This window comes from Pseudoalteromonas peptidolytica (assembly GCF_012641745.1).
Lineage (GTDB): Bacteria > Pseudomonadota > Gammaproteobacteria > Enterobacterales > Alteromonadaceae > Pseudoalteromonas > Pseudoalteromonas peptidolytica.
This window is the reverse complement of sequence record NZ_WEHZ01000035.1, coordinates 12,888-31,570: the sequence shown is the minus strand read 5'-3', so window position 1 is coordinate 31,570 and position 18,683 is coordinate 12,888. Positions and strand designations below refer to the sequence as shown.

Below are 18,683 nucleotides of genomic sequence, written 5' to 3'. Positions count from 1 at the left end.
TATGCTTTCTAGGGTCGGATCAGCGCACATCAATAACGCTAAAACTGACTGCTAGAAAGGCATCAATTATCCGAAGCCCAAGTTATTTACTGTATAGTTACGTATTTACACTTACGTAATGCGATTGGTGTCTTAAGTGAGTGCCAAAGCTGACAGCGAGAAGGGTCATAGTTAGTCGACATCTATATTTTTAAGCCCCAATCTTATCTTAATATTTCAGGTAAAAGGTCAAATTAGCTCAAATTTACCATGTAAATACGATAATCTGAGCAAATATAGCCAAGCTTACATGCTTGCGTTGTTTGCTGAAATATCTTTGTCATAAAGGGTAGCTACTGTCTGCGCCAAGTTAACAAACCTGAGCAATAAATGAGAGTGCAGTATGAAATGTTTATCTTTCCCCTTATCTTGGTTTCTATGTAGTTTATTTACCTATGGACATACAAAAAATGCTTATGCGTCAGATGAGCCATGGCTAACGCATGCAGAGTTTATTTACCCTGTTAATACCTTGGGTGTAGATGAACGGCCATACTTAGCTGTCAGTAGCACACAAGGAGTGGCACTACTTGATACACAAGGCAAGGTGCTTTCGAGCATTGATATAAAGTCGGAGCACTTAGACTTTCGATGGCTCCCTGAGTCTTCACAAGTGGGAATATTATCAACGCTTGATATTAACTCGGGTAAAGTTCAGTTGATAAAAGTAGATGTCGCCGCGGGAGAGCTTAGAGCTATGGCTGAGTTTTCGGCAAAAAACACTGCTATCGATGCTTTATGTGTTGGTAGTTCGTCTGAGCATGTTGAACTTTATACCGTGGATGTAGATGGCAGTGTGCAGCAATTGGCCATCAATACCAAAAATATCGAGCACTGGTATTTGCACCCTGTAAGAGATTTTACCGTGGGGCCTAATATAAAATCTTGTGCCGTGGACGATACCGCTCAAACTCTATATATCGCAGAAGAAAACATTGGTATTTGGCGTTATTCCGCCAACCCCGAGCATGAGGTAAATCGTACATTGTTACAACTACCCACTGAGCTAGAAGTTGAATATGTAGATGCTACCTCATTTGGCGATGTTGCAGTGGTATCACCGGACTCCAATCATATCTGGTTGTTTGATTCTACAAATACTACCTTCAACCCAATTGCGCTTACACATGATGTGGCACCTAAAACACTTCAATTACAACGTGAGGGTACATCGTTAGTTGCGTATCTATTCGATGAAAAATCAGGGCACAGTCGTAACATCGAATTGAGCGATATTTCAACCAAGCAAGGTGATATAACACAAGGTGAAGCGCAGCAAAGCTTTACACCTTATGGTCAAACACAGCCGGTGCAATCATATGGTGATGCGGCAGATGATCCTGCTATTTGGGTAAATAGTAAAGTACCATCACAAAGCCTCGTTTATGGCACAGACAAAAAGTCCGGGTTAAATGTTTATGACCTAGAGGGAAAATTACTCAAATCTCTGCCAGTTGGACGGGTGAATAATGTGGATATTCGCTACAACATTAACGTAAATGGTGAAACAGTAGATATTGCTGCGGCCAGCAACCGTACCTCTCAAAGCATTAGCCTATTTAAAATAGACAGAGGAACCGGCTTACCCTCACTGCTTGGCGACTTAAAAACCGATCTGGCAGATCCTTATGGCTTATGTATGGGTAAATACGGCAAAGATTTGGCAGTATGGATAAACGATACGGATGGCCGCTTTCAAAGATACAATATTGAATTTAACAATAATATGGCCACCGCAACAATGACTATGCAGTGGACGGTGCCAAGTCAGCCTGAAGGCTGTGTTAGTGATGATGAGAACTTGCGACTATTTTACGGTGAAGAGTCAACGGGAGTATGGTTGAAAAACTTGGACGAGAAATCGGCTGATACATTGATAGCAACCGCTACAAGCGACGTGCATGCTGATATTGAAGGCATGAGCTTATTTACGGTGAACGATCAACACTACCTTATTGTTTCAAGTCAGGGTAATAATCGATACGCTGTTTATGCAGTTGATGATAACAACAAATATCTTGGCGTTTTTGCTGTAGGAGCGAACTGGACAAAAATGATAGATGGTGCCTCAGAAACTGATGGACTTGATGTAACAAGTCATCACCTTGGCCAAGCGCTGCCCGATGGACTCTTGGTTGTCCAAGATGGGCATAATGTAATGCCCAAAGCAGCGCAAAATTTTAAGCTAGTTAGTGGTACTTTATTGAGAAACTGGATACTCGAAAAGATAAACTAAACCGATCGCCATAAATGCGGTGAGCGGTTAACTTACTTCAAGTGATAAAACCACTGCTTTGGATCAGAAGCTGCTTGCTAGCAGCTTTAATACCTGACTAGGATATTAAACTTGGTCAATGCTGTCAGTCAGCGTGTTTGAACAAGTGTGATCGTTAATACAGCATTCCGATGTCAAATATTCTATGACAGCCTCTAAAGCGCCGCACTCCAAAGAACAAAGTAGCACTCTACCTTCACGTTTTTGCTTTATCAGACCTGCTGACACTAAAGAAGATATGTGATGTGTGAGTGTTGAAGCTGGTATGTTTACTTTGGCTTGAATATCACCAACAGGGATACCGCTATAGCCCACTTTTGTTATCTCTTTGTATATCGTCAAGCGTACAGGATGCCCTAATTCTTTTAGTATTTTTGCTACATGCTCTAGTTCCATTTATACCTCTGAATTGCCCTCATTACCCGTGTGTAGAGTATACATTTTTCATGGGTTCAGACCAAAGTAAAAACAGATATTTCGAATTTCTTCGAAATAAATATTGAACGAATTTTTATTTCGAATATACTGGTAATGTCAAATTGTTTTAGGAGCATTTTATGTCTACAGAATTTATCAGTATGGCAAACGAAACATTAAATATGTTTATGTTTTTAGCCATTGAGTTAACCATCCTTTACATCGTCATTAGTTATGCAATAGGTGTACTACAAGAGTACGTGCCAAAAGAGAAAGTTCAGACGTTGTTAGCTTCTCAGAATGGCCGTGGATATGTGATTGCAGCGGTGCTAGGAGCGATAACTCCGTTTTGCTCTTGCTCAACAATCCCGTTTTTAAAAGGGTTGTTAAAAGCGCGAGCAGGATTTGGCCCAACTATCGTATTTTTGTTGTCTAGTCCGCTGTTAAACCCGCTAATTATTGGCATTCTTGCTGTTACTTTCAGTATTCAACTCGCTGTTTTTTATTTTGTCATCGCCATGGTGGTATCAATAAGTGCGGGAGTGTTATTGGAAAAGCTAGGTTTTGAAAAGTATGTGCGACCAGAAGCGTATGCCGAACAAGAGAAATCATGCACCCCTTCAAATAAAAGCAGTGAAAAGCCATCAACTGAACCAAACCGTTGGATAAAAATCTGGCGCTCAACCTGGAAAGATTTTAAGAAAACCCTGCCGTATTTATTAGTGGGTGTATCTATTGGATCCATTATTTATGGTTTTGTACCTACAGAACTGATTGTTAAGTATGCAGGAGAAAATAAGTGGTATGCCATTCCAATAGCCGCAGTGATAGGTATCCCTTTATACATCAGGGCGTCTGCCATTATTCCTTTAAGTGCTGGGTTGGTTAAAAAAGGGATGGCAATGGGGTCAGTGATGGCACTGATCATAGGTAGTGCGGGCGCAAGTTTGACAGAAGTGATTTTGTTGCGGTCGATATTTGAAAAGCAAATGATAGCAGCATTTTTGACCGTGGTACTCGGCATGGCAATGGCCGCGGGTTATTTGTATTCAGTAGTATTTTAGTTGGTTATTGAGGAGCTTATTATGAATACAGTATTTGATGTAGTTATCATCGGTGCAGGCCCTGTTGGTATTGCGGCTGCTGCTCATGCTAAAAATAATGGATTAGTACCATTGGTTTTAGAAAAAGGAGCAACAGTTGGTAATGCAATTAAAGAGTGGGGACACGTGCGCTTATTTACTAAATGGTCGTATTTAATTGATAAAGAGGTTGAAAAAATACTAAATCATCAGGGGTGGAAAATGCCTAATCTTGATGAGACCCCCACGGGCAAAGAGTTGGTAGACCAGTATTTAGCTCCAGCGGCAAACGCGGTAGAGTTATCTAAGTATATTCGATATAACGCAGAGGTGATTGCGATAGCAAAAGAGGGTCACAGTAAACACACAACTCAAGACCGTAATGAAAAGAACTTTGTTATTCATTATCGAGACGCAGAGCAAGATGTGCATATCATTCATTCTAAAGCCGTTATTGATGCGTCCGGGACTTGGTCTTCACCAAATCCGATAGGGCGAGACGGTCTACCTGTACCGGGCGAAGCCAAGAATAGCGATGCTATTGCTTATGGCATTCCTGATGTACTGGGCAAAGCGCGTGATGATTATCAGGGGAAAACAACTTTATTGATAGGTGGTGGACATTCAGCAATAAATGTAGGGTTAAACCTTATTGAATTGCAAAACAGTGCTCCTGATACCAAAATATATTGGGGCTTAAGGGGAGAAAACCTCGATAAACTGCTAGGTAGTGGTATTAACGATAAAGTGCCAGCCCGTCTTAAGCTTGGCCGTGCAGCGCAAAGTACCATCGATAGCGGTAAGTTAACTCTTTTATCTGACCTGAATGTAAAGCAAATTAGTCGCGAAGCTAAAGGCTTGAAGGTATCACTGACATCCAACGGTTGTGGTTCTCATATTTATGTCGACAAGATAATCGTTGCTACAGGCTTTAAACCAGATCTACACATGCTTAGAGAGATAAGGCTAAACCTTGACGAAGTCGTGGAAGCACCGCGAGGTATTGCAAGTATGGTCGACCCTAACGCCCATAATTGTGGTTCAGTACCTGGTCATGGTGCCAAAGAATTGGTACATATTGATACCAATTTTTATATCGTTGGTATGAAATCTTATGGCCGTGCTCCATCATTTTTGATGCTACATGGGTATGAGCAGGTACGCTCGATCACTGCTAAATTGGCGGGAGATGAAATGTCAGCCAATGAAATACGTTTAACGTTTCCAGACAGTGTTACCAATAAGCAAAGTTGTTGTTGATGTCAGGAAGTTTTCTATTAGCAGCGGTTTGTCTTGTTAGGCAGTAAAAAAGAAGTGGCACTGATCCTTATGTGAGCAAATAACTTTGAGGTTATAGGGACCCACTTTAAAAGTCAGCGCCACTCGTTCTTATATCCTTAATTTGGTTTGGTACAGTCTGTGTAATGTCCTGTAATCGCGTCGCTCCATTTCTCTGCTATACCTAGGTTTGGTTAGCCTCTATCGCTTTATTTTCTCGGTGATCATTTGGTTTCACACATTGCGAACGAGATAGAAGCAGAGGTATGAAAGAGTGAAGTACATATAGTTTTCCTATTACTTTATGGAGCGAACGACAATGCGCGTAAGGAAAAATGTTAATAACATCAGTGATGGTACACTACTTTGGTATTCAAGAGCTGTAGAGGCGATGAAGCAAAAAGACATCAAAGATCCGACGAGTTGGTGGTACCAAGGTGCTGTCCATGGGTTTGGTCTAGATAACAGTCCTAATCTAGCTCCTGGTAAGACGTGGAGTGAGCTTAGTGTGTGGCAACAAGCAACAGACTTTCCACCACCAGAAGACTTAGTTGACAGTATTTACTGGCAACAATGTCAGCATGGAACATGGTACTTTTTACCTTGGCACAGAATGTATTTGCAATTTTTTGAGCAAATAGTCGCCAAAACAGTCGTTGAACTTGGAGGCCCAGAAGACTGGACGCTCCCTTACTGGAACTATTGCGACGCTAACAATCCTGCACTCAATGAAAATGAACAGCTACAAGCATTGAAGTTGCCTGCAGAGTTTGGTGCAGAGCAACCGAACTCAGATTTTCCTGGGTTGTGGATGGTAGAAAGGGCACATTACAAAGTGTCGTCGAAAGCCGATGCTAGCTGTGAAGCTGCTATGCAACTGAAAAACTTTACCACGCCTATTCCTTCGCAAAGCTTTGGTGGTGTAAGAACAGGGTTTAGTCACGACTCAGGTACTTTTGGCAAGCTAGAAAATAATCCACACAACTTGATCCATGTGGATATCGGTGGTGCAATGGGGGATCCTAATACGGCAGCGCTCGATCCTATATTTTGGCTGCATCATGCAAATATAGACCGCTTATGGCAGAGCTGGATTGACCAAGGGCGTGAAAATACCAGTGATCCTAGTTGGCTCAATCAGGCATTTGAGTTTCACGATGCCAATGGTAAGCCTGTGACTGTTCAAGTGAAGCAAGTACTGTCAACGGAAACGCTAGGGTACACATACAGTGAAAATTATCCTGATGTAAAAGTACGTCAAGAACGAGATAGCAAGCTATTCGCAATGACTCCTTTAGCAGGAAATGAAATATTCGATACCATTGCCGCAACAACAAAATCCTTTTCACTTGGCTCTCAAACGACGCCAGCACAGCTTGAGTTCCTACCCGAAAAGCAGCAAGTTGCCAAGGTTTCAGCGCTTGCGAAATCGAGTAGCCAAAGACCGAATCAGGTTATCATTGCGCTCGATAACGTAACTGGCTCTGGCGTTGTTGCGCCATTAAGTATTTTTGTGAAAACATCTGCTGCTGAGCGCGTGTTAGTTGGTAAAGTTGGTCTGTTTGGTTTGACTCAGGCATCAACCCCAAGTGTTAGGCATGCAGGTACTGGTATTAACGTTGAGCTTGATGCAACGGAGGCATTTAACCAGTTACGTTCGCAACCAGACTGGAGTTTCGAAAAAGTAGAAATTGAGCTCGAGCCAAGTAGGGAGCTTGGTGAGGCGAGAGTGACGGTGGGACGAGTAAGTGTGAAGGCTGAGGTTGTATAACCGCCCATGTTAACGTCGACATTAAAGCGGATTAGTTACCTAAAGGTAGCTAATCCTCACTGGCTCATTATACTTTTTGCTGCGCTATTATGGGTTTACTATCTGGCACAACAAGTAGGTTTTAGTGGCGAAGCTCACCTGCATCACGCACACCACAACATGCACCATAGTCCTGAAACTATATTTTTTAGGCCTGTACTAGATTGGATGATAATGGTGTATGCCATGATGCTCCCGATGACCAGTAGCACTATTCGTGCCATCGTAAATCGAATACCTGTAGCTAGACAATCGCGCAGTTTACTCATTTTTATATTGGGCTACTCATTAATTTGGCTCGTTTTTGGCTTAGTATTATTCTCAGCTTCAAAGTGGGTGGAAACCTTATCGTCTCTAGTTACCCAAGCTAATTTGTCGATTGGAGCGCTGGCATATTTGGCCGCTGGGGTTGTTTCTAATGCAGACTTTCGGATCCGACTACTTTCAGCATGCGGTAGCATTTGGGCTCCTCGTATTGTGGGATATAAAGCTGATTTAGATATTGCAAAGATTGGCATTATTGAGGGGGTTAAATGTGTACAAACCTGCGCACATATCATGGTTGCTATGTACATTGCAGGGCACAATTTAATGCAGATGGCGGTACTTACAGTCGCATTATTTTATGAAAAAAGCCGTTACAGAAATAAAGAAGATCTGTTGAGAAATACGTGCTTCTTCTTAGCAATTTGGGAGCTGGCTATATTCTATCAATAAGAGTTTAGTAACTATTTTCTGCAATAAAATAATAAACTGTGCTGATTGTATTAAGCACAGTTTACAAGTCAAATCACTGCAATAAGCAATAAATGCAAGACGCTGCGTTTACTTTTTAATCTGTACATTTAAATCCAGCTCAGAAATAAAGTACACGATAATTTGGTACTGTCTGTCAGTGTCACACTGGGGACATTCCAAGCCCAGATCTACCCCATATTGGAGCAATTCCCAAACCATAGATAAACAAAAACCCCATCAAAACAGTGTTTTGATGGGGTTTCAGTGTCGCTATTTGGTGGAGCTGGGGGGATTTGAACCCCCGTCCGGAAAGCGTCGACCTTCGGTCCTACATGTTTAGTATCGTCTATTGGTTAACCTTTAAATCTCGGACGAACACGATAAGTAAAGGCGAGGCCGCTTAGTTTTAGCCCTTCAACCCCGGCCAGGGTTTCCGTAGCGATCTTGTGTAGGGTGACACTCCAGAACCAGATCCACAAGAATATCATGGAGGAGTGCTAGCGGGCTATTATGCCGCTAGAGCGTAGTTATCGTCGTTTGCGATTACTTTAAATGCGGCTTTTTTACGAGGCCAACCGCACCTCGACATGCACCTCAGGCTTCTTGAATCCCGTCGAATCCTAATCAGCCCCTGAATAAATTCAGTACGTGTTAGTAATTAACTACTTATGTACTAACTATGCTTTGCATTATACATAGGATTAATGTCTTTACAATGGCTTATCACGCTATTAAGAGGTGATTTAACGCAGTATACAGTTTGTTTGATTAATTACTCACCGTTTTGGAAGGAAGAAGCTTTGTGGATACTAGCATGAGGTATTGAGCAACGGTGCCTGCTAAATCGTAAAAAGCCTAAGCCGTGCTTTTACATACTGACTTTTAACATTACTAATTGCTCAGTAAGTGTGCTTAAATAACAGCAACCTACGATCAAAGCCAAGATTTAATAAAAACTAAAAATGAACAGCTTATATCTCTGCATTAGCCTAGGCGATAGGCCTTTGGACTTTACATCAATTGCTGGGCGCATCATGACTGCTTCAGAGTCTGACTTTCCAAGCTATGTAACAATGGGGTTTAGACAGACGCTCTATAACGTGTTTTCGTCTATTTGCTTGCCAATATTTGATGTAGAGCAACCAATTCAATTTCTTGAACAAACCGCTACGCTTCATAATATACAGTTGTTTAAAACCAAAACGGACTTTATGTCGAGTAAAGAAAACAGCTTTGTGTGTATCAACTTGAGTGTTAACAATCATACTATTGAAAAGCTGAAGTCTAGCGCAAAAGGAGACAGGCTTGGAAAAAGTGTTATTAAGGCGCTCGCGCCGCTTGATTGCGGTGATGTGTTACAGCACTGTGCAGTGCAACAAAGTGATAGCTTTATCGGTATAAATTGGTATTTAGAGCGTGTTGAACACCTTGAAGAGGTGCCGCTTAAAACCTGTAAAACCACGCTGGTTGCATTTTATATGACAGCATGGCTGATGTTACAGCGGATCAACCGAGTGCAAACATCGATGGAGCTTCGACCAAAAAGAACCGGAGAAAAGCACCATTTTACCAAATCAATATTAGATACTCGGATCAAGCTGTTAAACATTGAGCGATTTATTTTTACCAAAAATAGAACCAAAAATGCAGTTGTAAAAGCATTCTGTGATGACTTAGTAAATGATGAAGAGTTTTTACTAAAAGAAAAACTAGACGATGCCAAACAGTTGCACCAATCTTTTGAGCAACATTTAGAAAACTACACCAGCCTTGAACAAGTTATCAATTCTGAGAAGACTAACGGTTTATTGCTACTGTTGAGCGCCGGTTCGATATCCTTGACCCTGTTTTCGGCGTCGTTTGTTAGTGTGCAAGAAAACACCCTGATCTTTAACTTATCTAAATTGCTTTCATTACCGATTTTAGGTTCGCTAGGGATCTCCTTGTTAGTTTTAGTTTTTATTTACCTAAAACATAAGGCTGATAGATTAGTGCTGGACTAAGTATGAGAGAATAACATGTTGGTTTAATACTTGCTCAAACGAGCGTTATTCCCAAATAGGGCGTAATTATCATAACAATTAGCACCAAATAATTTGGGTATTGTTGGCGGTTGAGAATAACGATGAAAGCTCGACAAACCATATACTTTCTAATACAGTGACGGCTCAAAATGACCTGTGATTGAACCTTGTTATGCGCATGCTTTACAAGGCAACAATTGCGATTACGCTATCAAATTTTATACTAATTTGCTCAAATAAAAGCGCTATTCTGAAGTGAGAGAAAATCTTGTCGATAATACCGTTACTGTATTGTGCTTACACCAAGGTACTGACATCTATATGGGTAACACAAACATTTTACGGCTTAGGTGTGCGACATAAGCACTTTTTAACGAAGGTAGCGCCAGAGCAGATCCTTCAAACTGCGCAAACATTAACGCAAATTAGCCTTACACGCTCGAATAAAACAATATGAACCAAGCAGCCAAATTTAAAACTCCGCACCAGATCCAGTCATTAAAAAAAGCGTGCGACAGCTTAGGAATACCATACCAAAACCTAGACTCATTCTCTGAGCAAATTTTAAAAGTGAGCTACAAGAATAAAGCGTTTATATTTGGCGCTGGTAATATTTGTTCGTTTCCTATCAATTCGGCAACGTCCACCTTTTTAGCCAAAGATAAATCGCACACCGTCAATGTACTAAGGGCAAGCGGCTTTAATGTCCCTGAAGGTGATTACTTCTTTTTGCAAAGTGCATTTGCCATGTACCGAGGCGCAGGCAAAGAAAAGCAAGACGCGCTTTGTTATGCCAAACGTCAAGGTTACCCGCTATTTATTAAACCTAATGACGGCTCAAGAGGCGCGTTTATCGAAAAGCTCTACAACGACCAAGACCTGCAAAATTACATTGACAAAAATCAGCAAAAACTGAGCTGTGTCAGGATAGAAAAGCCTCTGCAAGGCGATGAATATCGGCTATTTGTGGTAGACGGCAAAATCTGGTTTGGTTATAAACGTCGCCCGCCATTTATTACGTTTGATGGCGTACAAACGGTTTCGGCGCATTTACAAGCGCTTATGCAAACACAAGCGCAGTATGGCCATAGCTCATTAAGTTTGGACAGCTCATATATTAGAGAATATTTATCGGCTAATCAGTTAACCTTGCAATCTATTCCAGCAAAAGGGGTAACATTTAACTTTTCACCAGCAATGAATATTGCACTCGGCGGTGAAGTGGTGGATTATTCAGAGTGTTTTAGTGATGAATTGAACGCATTTACCGACAAAATCTTTAAGCTATTCAATCTGCGTGTTTTTGGTTTAGATGTTTACAGTCAAGCCGATGATATAAATCAGGCAGAGGCGTTAACAATTTTAGAAATAAATGGCAATCCGAGCTTGGAGTCAGCAGAAAAGCATTCAACGACCGATATAGTCACAAGACTGTGGGCGTTTATCATTGAAGAGATTTTTAACCATGACAGATAAAACGCAGTTTTTAGCACTGACAAAATCGTTTGCTAAGTTTGGCTCTGGGATCTGTTTAGCACGGTTGCAACTTGCTATTGAGCACTTGTCACTTGACGCATATATTGAGACCACCAAGAAGTTAGTGATCACCGGAACGAACGGCAAAGGCTCGGTGGCCAAGCTCACCAATCAAATCTTGTGCGGTGCAGGCAAGTCAACAGGCTTATTCACCTCGCCACACTTTTTAGAATTTAACGAACGGTTTATAGTAAATGGTGAGCTTGTTGACTATGCAGAGTTAAATCACGCTGCGCAAAATATTGTGCCAACCCTTAACAAAATAACAGCGACCTTAAATGAAGAATTTGGGGTATTTGAATTTTTATATTTAGTTGCATTAACTGTGTTTAAGCACAAAAAAGTTGAGCTAATTATCATGGAAGCGGGAATAGGTGGGCGATACGACCCAATCCGCTTACTCAAATCACGTTTTGCAATACTCACGTCAGTTGATCTTGAGCACTGTGACATTCTTGGTAACACCAAAGAGCTGATCGCCTTTGATAAAATCGACGGCTGTGAGCACGGTGGTAAGTTGGTGGTGGGGAATATCGACGAGCACCTCAAAAGTAAAGTACGCGCGTATGCAAAGTTAAGAGACATACAATGCTACTTTAATAACGACATTCAGCTTAATAAGCAAGCAAGCGCTTTTAATCAGTATCAAGTGACATTAGATGATAATGCACCCTTTAGTATCACGCCCAAGACGTTTGGCAAGTTTGCACAAGAAAATATAAAAACCGCTATTTTGATGTCAGAAGTCTTTTCAAAAGACGTGGGATTTACTATCTCAGCTGAGCAATATAGCGACGCAATCAACCGGTTTACAAATGATGGCCGGTTAAGCTTGGTATGTGATGTGCCGAAAATTTTTGTAGACAGTGCCCATACCGATGAGTCTTTTAACATGTTATTTGACTCAATAAAACAAGACTTCCCGCAAGCGCGTATTGTGGTGCTAGCGGGGATCTCAAAAGGGCGCGATCAGACGGTATTGACTGCAAGAATAGCTGAGGTGGCAGAGCACTGTATTGTGAGTAAAGCCAGTTTTAAAGGCGCAGAACCCGCACTCTTACAAAGTAAACTCAAAAACCATGGGCTAGCAGCATCGCAATCAGACGATCTAAAACAAGCCGTGATGGAAGCCAAAGCATACGCGCAAGCTCATGATGCCATAGTGTTTGTTTGTGGCGGTTTATTTTTTGCCGGAGAAGTCTCAGCTATTCTGCTTAATAAGTCAAACGAAGATATTTATTTATATTAATTGGAAGTAAGCTAATGACTACTATTACCGAAGCGCGTTATTTTGATCAGGGTATATTTACGCACTTTATTCAACCACAATATAAAAACTTTTGTGGGATCTGTTCATTAATCGCTGTAGTTAATACTTTGTTTGATGACGAATTTACTCAAGACTCCTTTCATCAACAATTTAATGCTGGGTTCTATACCAAACGTAAAGTCTCGGGCTTCGCCGACCCAGCAACTGAAAATATGGCGTTAGTAGACCCAAAAGGCATGAGTAACTTTGACATTATTCGTTTGTTTAACAGTGTGTGTAAAACCAACAAGGTGGCACCATTTAGCGCCTTGTTAACTGGCGATATGCTGGCGCAGATTGCCGTTTCAGATATTGCTAACTGGGTCACACAAAAAGAAAACTTCATCATTTATCACTGTGTTGGTCATTACAAAGTCGTAGCAGGTTACACCGCGAGCCAAACCGGACATTACTGGATAATGGCTGACTCAAAACGCCATGGCGACATTGCACCCATTCAAAGCTTATCTCACCAAGCGGTAACGGCATTGGCAAACACCTCACAAAAGTATGGCTTTATTTTACTTTCAACAAAACCCATCGACTTTTTAGCCTCAGAGTCTAACAACAGCGCCGTATTCCCGGTTGAATCAAAAAGTGCCATCACCACTTGTCAGTGAATAACTCTATACTTCAACGCCCATATTGGGCGATAGCTTAACGAAAAAGAGTCAAAACACATCAATGTCTTCACCTCCTGAAGAAACAAGGTCGTACTTTGGCTTTTCGTCGTCTAGGCATTGAATAAACAAACACACGTTAAAATCAGCCCTGAGTTTGCGATAATCCATTGCTTTAAAAAATTCACTTTCTTTTTCCTAAAATCCAATTACCCTATATTGAAACAGCCTTATAGGCTACTCATTACTCATACTTAGTTATGAAATTGGCGTTTAACGCAAAAGTTTACCTAAAGGTTTTGCGTGTAAAGCCGATTAATGTAGGGAAAATAATAACTTGTATTTTTGATGCACAGAATGATTTACATTCATTTATATTTTGTAGCAATTCACACGATGTTAAGCTTAACAATCAAAAGAACTTGTGCTCAAATGAAGTCGCTGCATTAAAAACAACATATAACAATAAGTTTGTGCATACTTTTTCAGGGTTGATGAATGTCATTATTTCGCTTTGATGAGGATGAGGGCTACGTTTATTTGCTTTCTCATCCCGTAGAATCTGGTTTTCCGGCAAGTTCGTCTCAGTTAGTTGAGATGATTGAAGGCTCGCCGTATGCGGATTTTGAAATCATCCATGCCAATATTGGTCAACTATTTACTGCCAGTGAAACGCCAGAGCAAGATTCTTTGGTGGTTGCACGTGCCATTGATGCGTCAATATCTGTCCATATTGAAGAAGGGAATATGCTTGCGGAGGCAAAAATTACCACGGCAAAAGGTGGTAAGCTGGTCTGTATGAACAAAGCCAAGCAAGCATTAATACAAGCCGGTATTAAAAAAGGGGTGAGTGGTAAAGCACTTGATAACCTGCTTGGTCAACAACTTGAGTTACCTGCGGGGCACACCTACAAAGGCATAGTCGCCCACGGTCAACGCGCAAAAGATGGCAGTGATGCAAAGTTTGTGCGCCTGTGCATGACAGCGCAAGACAGAGTGCTCAGCCCGCAGCAATCAAGTGGTGGTAAAGTGGATATGCGCAATCTAGGCGCAATCATCACCGTTAAACCTGGTAGTCCATTGATGAAAAAAGTGCCTCCAACGGAAGGTGAGCCGGGATATACGGTATTTGGCGATGTGATTGAGCCAAAACCGGGTAAAGACGCGCCGCTGGAAGTGTCTGAAGGTACTAAACTCGACCCAAGCGATAGCAACTTATTGATTGCAGACTCTAAAGGCGTGCCTGTGGCTATTCCCAGAGGGATGCGTGTAGATGACGTGCTGTGTTACGACAATATTGATGTAACAACAGGACATGTTGAATTTGATGGTAGCATTATTGTTAGTGGCGACATCAAAGATGGGATGCGAGTAAAAGCCTCGGGTGATATTACCGTTATTGGCTTTGTTGAGTCTGCGGTACTAGAAAGCAGTAGTGCGGTAACGGTAATGCTTGGGGCGATTGGCCGTAAGCGAACCGAAGGGGAGGCATTCTCATGTTCTATTCAAGCCAAGCGCAGTATCTCTTTGGGTTATGCGCAGTATTGCCAAATAGAAAGTGAGCATGACATTTTAATAGAGCGTCAAGCGCTGCATTGTGATCTGACATCAAAGCGATTGATCAAGGTCGGTAAAGGCGATACCCCAAGAGGTAAATTAATTGGTGGTAATGTGTTTGATGCCATGCGAATTGAAACCGGTGAGTTAGGCGCGCCTTCTGGTACAAGAACGCGAATTTCATTGGCGCAAGATTGGGACAGCCTACATGATAAGCACCGTGAGCTGGTAGAACTTGAAAAGGTACTTGCTGCTAAGGTAATTGAAATCAAGCTGGCGATGAAGCGAGCGAAGGCGTCTTCTCAATCACCGAAACGCGACGCTTACTTGGCCAAGTTGCAACACAGTGAAAAACAAATCAATAAGCACTATGGCCTTAACCAGCGCAACATTCGTTTAGTACAACAAAAAATACATCGACTTACGCGTTTAAGCCGGGTCACGGTGAACGAATTGATGCACCCAGGCACTGAAGTCAAAATAGCCAAAGACACTAAATTGTTTTCAAGAATATACCCGCCAAATTTTGTTAAATTACATGAAGGTAAGCTGATGCAGCAGTTTACCACTGCAAAAACCGCAGAAATTGCCTAAAAATATGCCAGCAACCTAGCTGGCATTTGAATTTTTATACCAATTATCTTAATTAAGTGGTCTATTTTGAGGCGAGAAAATCTTGTCGATAACAAGGCAAAAATTTTGCTATTTAGTTGTTCTAAATGAGAAATTTTTAACGCCGTTAGCGTCAGATTGACTCCTTCAAATTGAGCAAGTATTAAGTTTAATTGGTATTACTGTTCTGTTTGGCCTTCTTCTTCTTCAGGTTCTGGTAGCGGCCAACCACCTAATGCCTGCCATTTATTCACGATATAACAAAATAGCTCAGCGGTGCGTTCAGTATCATATAAAGCGCTGTGAGCTTGGCTATTGTCAAATTCGATCCCTGCGGTACGGCAAGCTTTGGCAAGGACAGTTTGTCCAAGCGCCAGTCCTGCAAGCGAAGTTGTGTCGAAGCTTACAAACGGGTGAAAGGGCGTGCGTTTTATATTATTGCGCTCAATTGCGGCATTTAAAAAGCCATGGTCAAAAGCGGCATTGTGAGCTACAACAACAGAGCGCTGGCAGCCTGCGGCTTTTTGGGCTTTGCGAACGGCTTTACAGATTTCTTTAATAACTTCGTCTTCAGCAACTGCGCCCCTAAGCGGAGAGAATGGATCGATACCATTAAACTCTATTGCTGATTGTTCAATATTAGCCCCTTCAAAAGGTGCGACATGAAAATGTACCGTCTGATCTAAACTTAATATGCCGTTATCATCCATTTTTAGCATACTGACTGCGATTTCTAGTAGGGCGTCAGTATCTTTATTAAAGCCTGCGGTTTCCACGTCGATAACTACAGGAAAGAAGCCGCGAAAGCGTTTTGAAAATAGCGTTTGCTCGGTATCAGACATAATCTTCTTGGTTTGTGAAATTGAGCGGCCTATTATACTGATACCTCGGCAAGATGCGAGCGACTTGCAAGGGTTCAAAGTGGTATATTTATTGCTTTTGATTTGTAGATAATGGTTTAGTATTGCGGTTCACACAAAATTGGCACACCGTAATGGCATACTAATGAGTGAATGTAGTGAGGTATTAAGTGATTAAGTTTTATAAATCAGCGAGTTGGATAAGCTTATCCCTGTGCGCCGTGACGCTTAATGCTGATGCTGCGATGCGGCAATATGCTGCCGAGGCAGACGCATCCCATTGGCAAGTTGACCAAACCAACCGCTTGAGCTGTGCATTAAACCATGAAGTTCCGTATTATGGTGAAGCGATTTTTTCCAGCCATGCCAGTAAAAATAAAGACTTAACGTTTAATCTTGATATGGTAGTGCGCCCTGAAAGTTACGACTTTGCTGGCCTTGAGTCGGTGCCGCCGTTGTGGCGAGCCGGTAAACCAGCAAGAAGCATTGGGCAGATGAAGTTACTGAAAAAGTTTGATGGTGAGCTGGACAATGATGTGGCGTGGGAGCTGCTAACGGAGCTTGAAAAGGGGTATTTTCCCACGTTTTATTATAAAGATTGGCACAATGATGTAGACAAAGTGTCTGTGGCACTGTCGTCAGTCAATTTTAAGCAAGCCTATTGGGCATTTTTGCAGTGCCGAGACAATTTATTGCCCTATAGTTTTGAAGATATTGCATTTACTGTGATGAATTATAAAAAGAATTCCAGTGAGTTAACAAAATCATCTCGACAACGTTTGGATATGATAGGCGAGTACTTAAAGAACGATCCTAAAATTGAGCAAATTTATATTTCTGCATACAGTGATAGCTACGGCGGTAGAGACACCAATTTGCGACTGTCAAAAAGGCGAGCGGAGGCGATAAAGTCTTATATGGCAAGCCTTGGGGTGGCAGAGGATAAGATTATGACTGATGGTTTTGGTGAAAAGCGTCATGTGGACACCAATGATAATGCCATTGGTCGTGGTAAAAACCGTCGGGTGATTATTCAAATATCAAGGCCTTGATGGTTTTGGTGGAAGAGATCGCGACGTAAAGTCGCTCCTACAAGGGGTTGTGTGCACAGCAAATATGCTTACAGCTTTAGATTGTGTCTGCATGAGCGTGCAGTGTGGTCGAGAAGAGATCGCGACGTAAAGTCGCTCCTACACGGGATTGTGTGCACAGTACATATGACTTCCCTCTTTATATTGTGTCTGTATGAGCGGGCTGTGTGGTGGGGAAGAGATCGCGACGTAAAGTCGCTCCTACAAGGGGTTGTGTGCACAGCAAATATGCTTACAGCTTTAGATTGTGTCTGCATGAGCGGGCTGTGTGGTCGAGAAGAGATCGCGACGTAAAGTCGCTCCTACAAGGGGTTGTGTGTGCAGTACATATGCTTCCAGTTTTAGATTGTGTTTGTATGAGCGGGCTGTGTGGTCGAGAAGAGATCGCGACGTAAAGTCGCTCCTACAAGGGGTTGTGTGCACAGCAAATATGCTTACAGCTTTAGATTGTGTTTGTATGAGCGTGCAGTGTGGTCGAGAAGGATCGCGACGTAAAGTCGCTCCCACAAGGGGTTGTTTCTACAGTAAATATGCTTTCAGCTTTAGATTGTGTTTGTATGAGCGGACTGTGTGGTGGGGACAGAGATCGCGACGTAAAGTCGCTCCTACAAGGGGTTGTTTCTACAGTAAATATGCTTTCAGCTTTAGATTGTGTCTGTATGAGCGGGCTGTGTGGTCGAGAAGAGATCGCGACGTAAAGTCGCTCCTACAAGGGGTTGTGTGCACAGCAAATATGCTTCCAGTTTTAGATTGTGTTTGTATGAGCGGGCTGTTTGGTCGAGGAGAGATCGCGACGTAAAGTCGCTCCTACAAGGGGTCGCTTTTCTATTTTCCGTACGGCCGCTGCATTTTTATTAACCTAGACTCGGGCTAAGTTTATAGCACCTTGTTGCAGCTTGCTGTGAGTGCGAGTGGATGGCTAAGCTGGTTATTGTAGGTGATAGCGATAGGTTGTGCGGTATTTATCTCATAGGCGAGCGTTAAGTCCAGCTCTACGCTTTTGCTTTGCCCCGCAGTAAGTGTCAAAAACTCGTTTGCCTCTGGCGTGAGGCGTTTGGCCATTGGGCCTTGATAATTGAGCTTTTTACCATTTTGCTCTACCACTAAAAATTGACTCCACCATCCTTCAAACGGGGTATGCCAAATGAGGAACTTAGCATCTTCGTTCCCTAAGTTGGTAAAGGTGAATTTGACCGGATAGCTCATGGTTACGTCGTTACCTTTTGCGACACTACATTGAATGTTGCGCTGTGAATTCATACTTGCCTGCGGATCAGTGGTTGAAGTGGTGTCATTACAAGCTGCTAATAGCAAAGTGGCAGAAAATATTAATATGGGTTTCAACATAATTATTCTGAGCCTGTTGCCACGCCCAATCCTTTTTGTTTTCAATGTAATTGCTTTGCACTATGCTGAGCAATACGGTCAAATAACT

14 protein-coding genes and 1 other RNA gene are annotated in these 18,683 nt (G+C 42.1%); 11 read left to right on the top strand and 4 right to left on the bottom strand.

What is annotated here, in order from left to right; translation table 11 throughout:
* Positions 1-382: 382 nt before the first annotated feature.
* Positions 383-2,275, top strand: coding sequence for a phytase (locus F9Y84_RS18625; RefSeq protein WP_147390241.1), 1,893 nt, complete (start codon positions 383-385; stop codon positions 2,273-2,275).
* A gap of 105 nt (positions 2,276-2,380) precedes the next feature.
* Here F9Y84_RS18625 and F9Y84_RS18620 read toward each other — a convergent pair whose 3' ends face one another.
* Complete coding sequence (locus tag F9Y84_RS18620; RefSeq protein ID WP_128730969.1) at positions 2,381-2,710, bottom strand: ArsR/SmtB family transcription factor; 330 nt, start codon at positions 2,708-2,710, stop codon at positions 2,381-2,383.
* Between the two features lie 161 nt (positions 2,711-2,871).
* On the opposite strand from F9Y84_RS18620, the gene F9Y84_RS18615 reads away from it, so the two are divergent.
* The 4 genes from F9Y84_RS18615 (at position 2,872) to F9Y84_RS18600 (ending at position 7,618) form a co-directional block, all read left to right on the top strand.
* On the top strand, positions 2,872-3,795 hold the full coding sequence (locus F9Y84_RS18615) for a permease (RefSeq protein WP_125252479.1): 924 nt from the start codon (positions 2,872-2,874) through the stop codon (positions 3,793-3,795).
* Positions 3,796-3,816: 21 nt separating this feature from the next.
* On the top strand, positions 3,817-5,073 hold the full coding sequence (locus F9Y84_RS18610; RefSeq protein WP_147390240.1) for an NAD(P)-binding domain-containing protein: 1,257 nt from the start codon (positions 3,817-3,819) through the stop codon (positions 5,071-5,073).
* Positions 5,074-5,410: 337 nt separating this feature from the next.
* Positions 5,411-6,862, top strand: coding sequence for a tyrosinase family protein (locus tag F9Y84_RS18605; protein ID WP_167508276.1), 1,452 nt, complete (start codon positions 5,411-5,413; stop codon positions 6,860-6,862).
* 6 nt (positions 6,863-6,868) lie between these two features.
* A complete protein-coding gene (locus F9Y84_RS18600) occupies positions 6,869-7,618 on the top strand; it encodes a DUF2182 domain-containing protein (RefSeq protein WP_147390238.1) in 750 nt (249 codons plus the stop codon).
* A 296-nt stretch (positions 7,619-7,914) separates the two neighbouring features.
* Here F9Y84_RS18600 and ssrA read toward each other — a convergent pair.
* Positions 7,915-8,271: a transfer-messenger RNA gene (gene ssrA / locus F9Y84_RS18595) on the bottom strand.
* Between the two features lie 330 nt (positions 8,272-8,601).
* Here ssrA and F9Y84_RS18590 point away from each other — a divergent pair.
* From F9Y84_RS18590 to F9Y84_RS18570, 5 genes are all read left to right on the top strand, one after another.
* A complete protein-coding gene (locus F9Y84_RS18590; RefSeq protein ID WP_168756778.1) occupies positions 8,602-9,642 on the top strand; it encodes a hypothetical protein in 1,041 nt (346 codons plus the stop codon).
* A gap of 474 nt (positions 9,643-10,116) precedes the next feature.
* Positions 10,117-11,139 (top strand): ATP-grasp domain-containing protein, encoded by a 1,023-nt coding sequence (locus F9Y84_RS18585; protein ID WP_147390236.1) that lies wholly within the window; start codon positions 10,117-10,119, stop codon positions 11,137-11,139.
* Entirely contained in the window at positions 11,129-12,448 is a 1,320-nt protein-coding gene (locus tag F9Y84_RS18580) for a glutamate ligase domain-containing protein (protein ID WP_147390235.1), read from the top strand. The genes F9Y84_RS18585 and F9Y84_RS18580 overlap by 11 nt, the downstream gene beginning before the upstream one ends.
* A 14-nt stretch (positions 12,449-12,462) precedes the next feature.
* Complete coding sequence (locus F9Y84_RS18575) at positions 12,463-13,128, top strand: hypothetical protein (protein WP_147390234.1); 666 nt, start codon at positions 12,463-12,465, stop codon at positions 13,126-13,128.
* A 498-nt stretch (positions 13,129-13,626) separates the two neighbouring features.
* Positions 13,627-15,279 (top strand): flagellar assembly protein A, encoded by a 1,653-nt coding sequence (locus tag F9Y84_RS18570; RefSeq protein WP_147390233.1) that lies wholly within the window; start codon positions 13,627-13,629, stop codon positions 15,277-15,279.
* Positions 15,280-15,476: 197 nt separating this feature from the next.
* Here the strand turns inward: F9Y84_RS18570 and rnt are convergent, their stop codons facing one another.
* Complete coding sequence (rnt, locus tag F9Y84_RS18565; protein WP_147391486.1) at positions 15,477-16,139, bottom strand: ribonuclease T; 663 nt, start codon at positions 16,137-16,139, stop codon at positions 15,477-15,479.
* Positions 16,140-16,330: 191 nt separating this feature from the next.
* Here rnt and F9Y84_RS18560 point away from each other — a divergent pair, with 191 nt between their 5' ends.
* Positions 16,331-17,209: a flagellar protein MotY gene (locus F9Y84_RS18560; protein ID WP_147391487.1), complete on the top strand. Its 879-nt coding sequence runs from the start codon at positions 16,331-16,333 to the stop codon at positions 17,207-17,209.
* Positions 17,210-18,124: 915 nt separating this feature from the next.
* On the opposite strand, the gene F9Y84_RS18555 is transcribed toward F9Y84_RS18560, so the two are convergent.
* Positions 18,125-18,595: a protease gene (locus F9Y84_RS18555; RefSeq protein ID WP_147390987.1), complete on the bottom strand. Its 471-nt coding sequence runs from the start codon at positions 18,593-18,595 to the stop codon at positions 18,125-18,127.
* Between the last annotated feature and the right edge of the window lie 88 nt (positions 18,596-18,683).

Excerpts from the sequence above, each read along its gene's own strand:
- F9Y84_RS18600 (WP_147390238.1), top strand. The coding sequence starts at position 6,869 with ATGTTAACGTCGACATTAAAGCGGATTAGTTACCTAAAGGTAGCTAAT.
- F9Y84_RS18590 (WP_168756778.1), top strand. The coding sequence starts at position 8,602 with ATGAACAGCTTATATCTCTGCATTAGCCTAGGCGATAGGCCTTTGGAC.
- F9Y84_RS18555 (WP_147390987.1), bottom strand. The coding sequence starts at position 18,595 with ATGTTGAAACCCATATTAATATTTTCTGCCACTTTGCTATTAGCAGCT.
- F9Y84_RS18625 (WP_147390241.1), top strand. The coding sequence starts at position 383 with ATGAAATGTTTATCTTTCCCCTTATCTTGGTTTCTATGTAGTTTATTT.
- F9Y84_RS18585 (WP_147390236.1), top strand. The coding sequence starts at position 10,117 with ATGAACCAAGCAGCCAAATTTAAAACTCCGCACCAGATCCAGTCATTA.
- F9Y84_RS18605 (WP_167508276.1), top strand. The coding sequence starts at position 5,411 with ATGCGCGTAAGGAAAAATGTTAATAACATCAGTGATGGTACACTACTT.
- F9Y84_RS18615 (WP_125252479.1), top strand. The coding sequence starts at position 2,872 with ATGTCTACAGAATTTATCAGTATGGCAAACGAAACATTAAATATGTTT.
- F9Y84_RS18580 (WP_147390235.1), top strand. The coding sequence starts at position 11,129 with ATGACAGATAAAACGCAGTTTTTAGCACTGACAAAATCGTTTGCTAAG.
- rnt (WP_147391486.1), bottom strand. The coding sequence starts at position 16,139 with ATGTCTGATACCGAGCAAACGCTATTTTCAAAACGCTTTCGCGGCTTC.
- F9Y84_RS18570 (WP_147390233.1), top strand. The coding sequence starts at position 13,627 with ATGTCATTATTTCGCTTTGATGAGGATGAGGGCTACGTTTATTTGCTT.
- F9Y84_RS18620 (WP_128730969.1), bottom strand. The coding sequence starts at position 2,710 with ATGGAACTAGAGCATGTAGCAAAAATACTAAAAGAATTAGGGCATCCT.
- F9Y84_RS18610 (WP_147390240.1), top strand. The coding sequence starts at position 3,817 with ATGAATACAGTATTTGATGTAGTTATCATCGGTGCAGGCCCTGTTGGT.
- F9Y84_RS18575 (WP_147390234.1), top strand. The coding sequence starts at position 12,463 with ATGACTACTATTACCGAAGCGCGTTATTTTGATCAGGGTATATTTACG.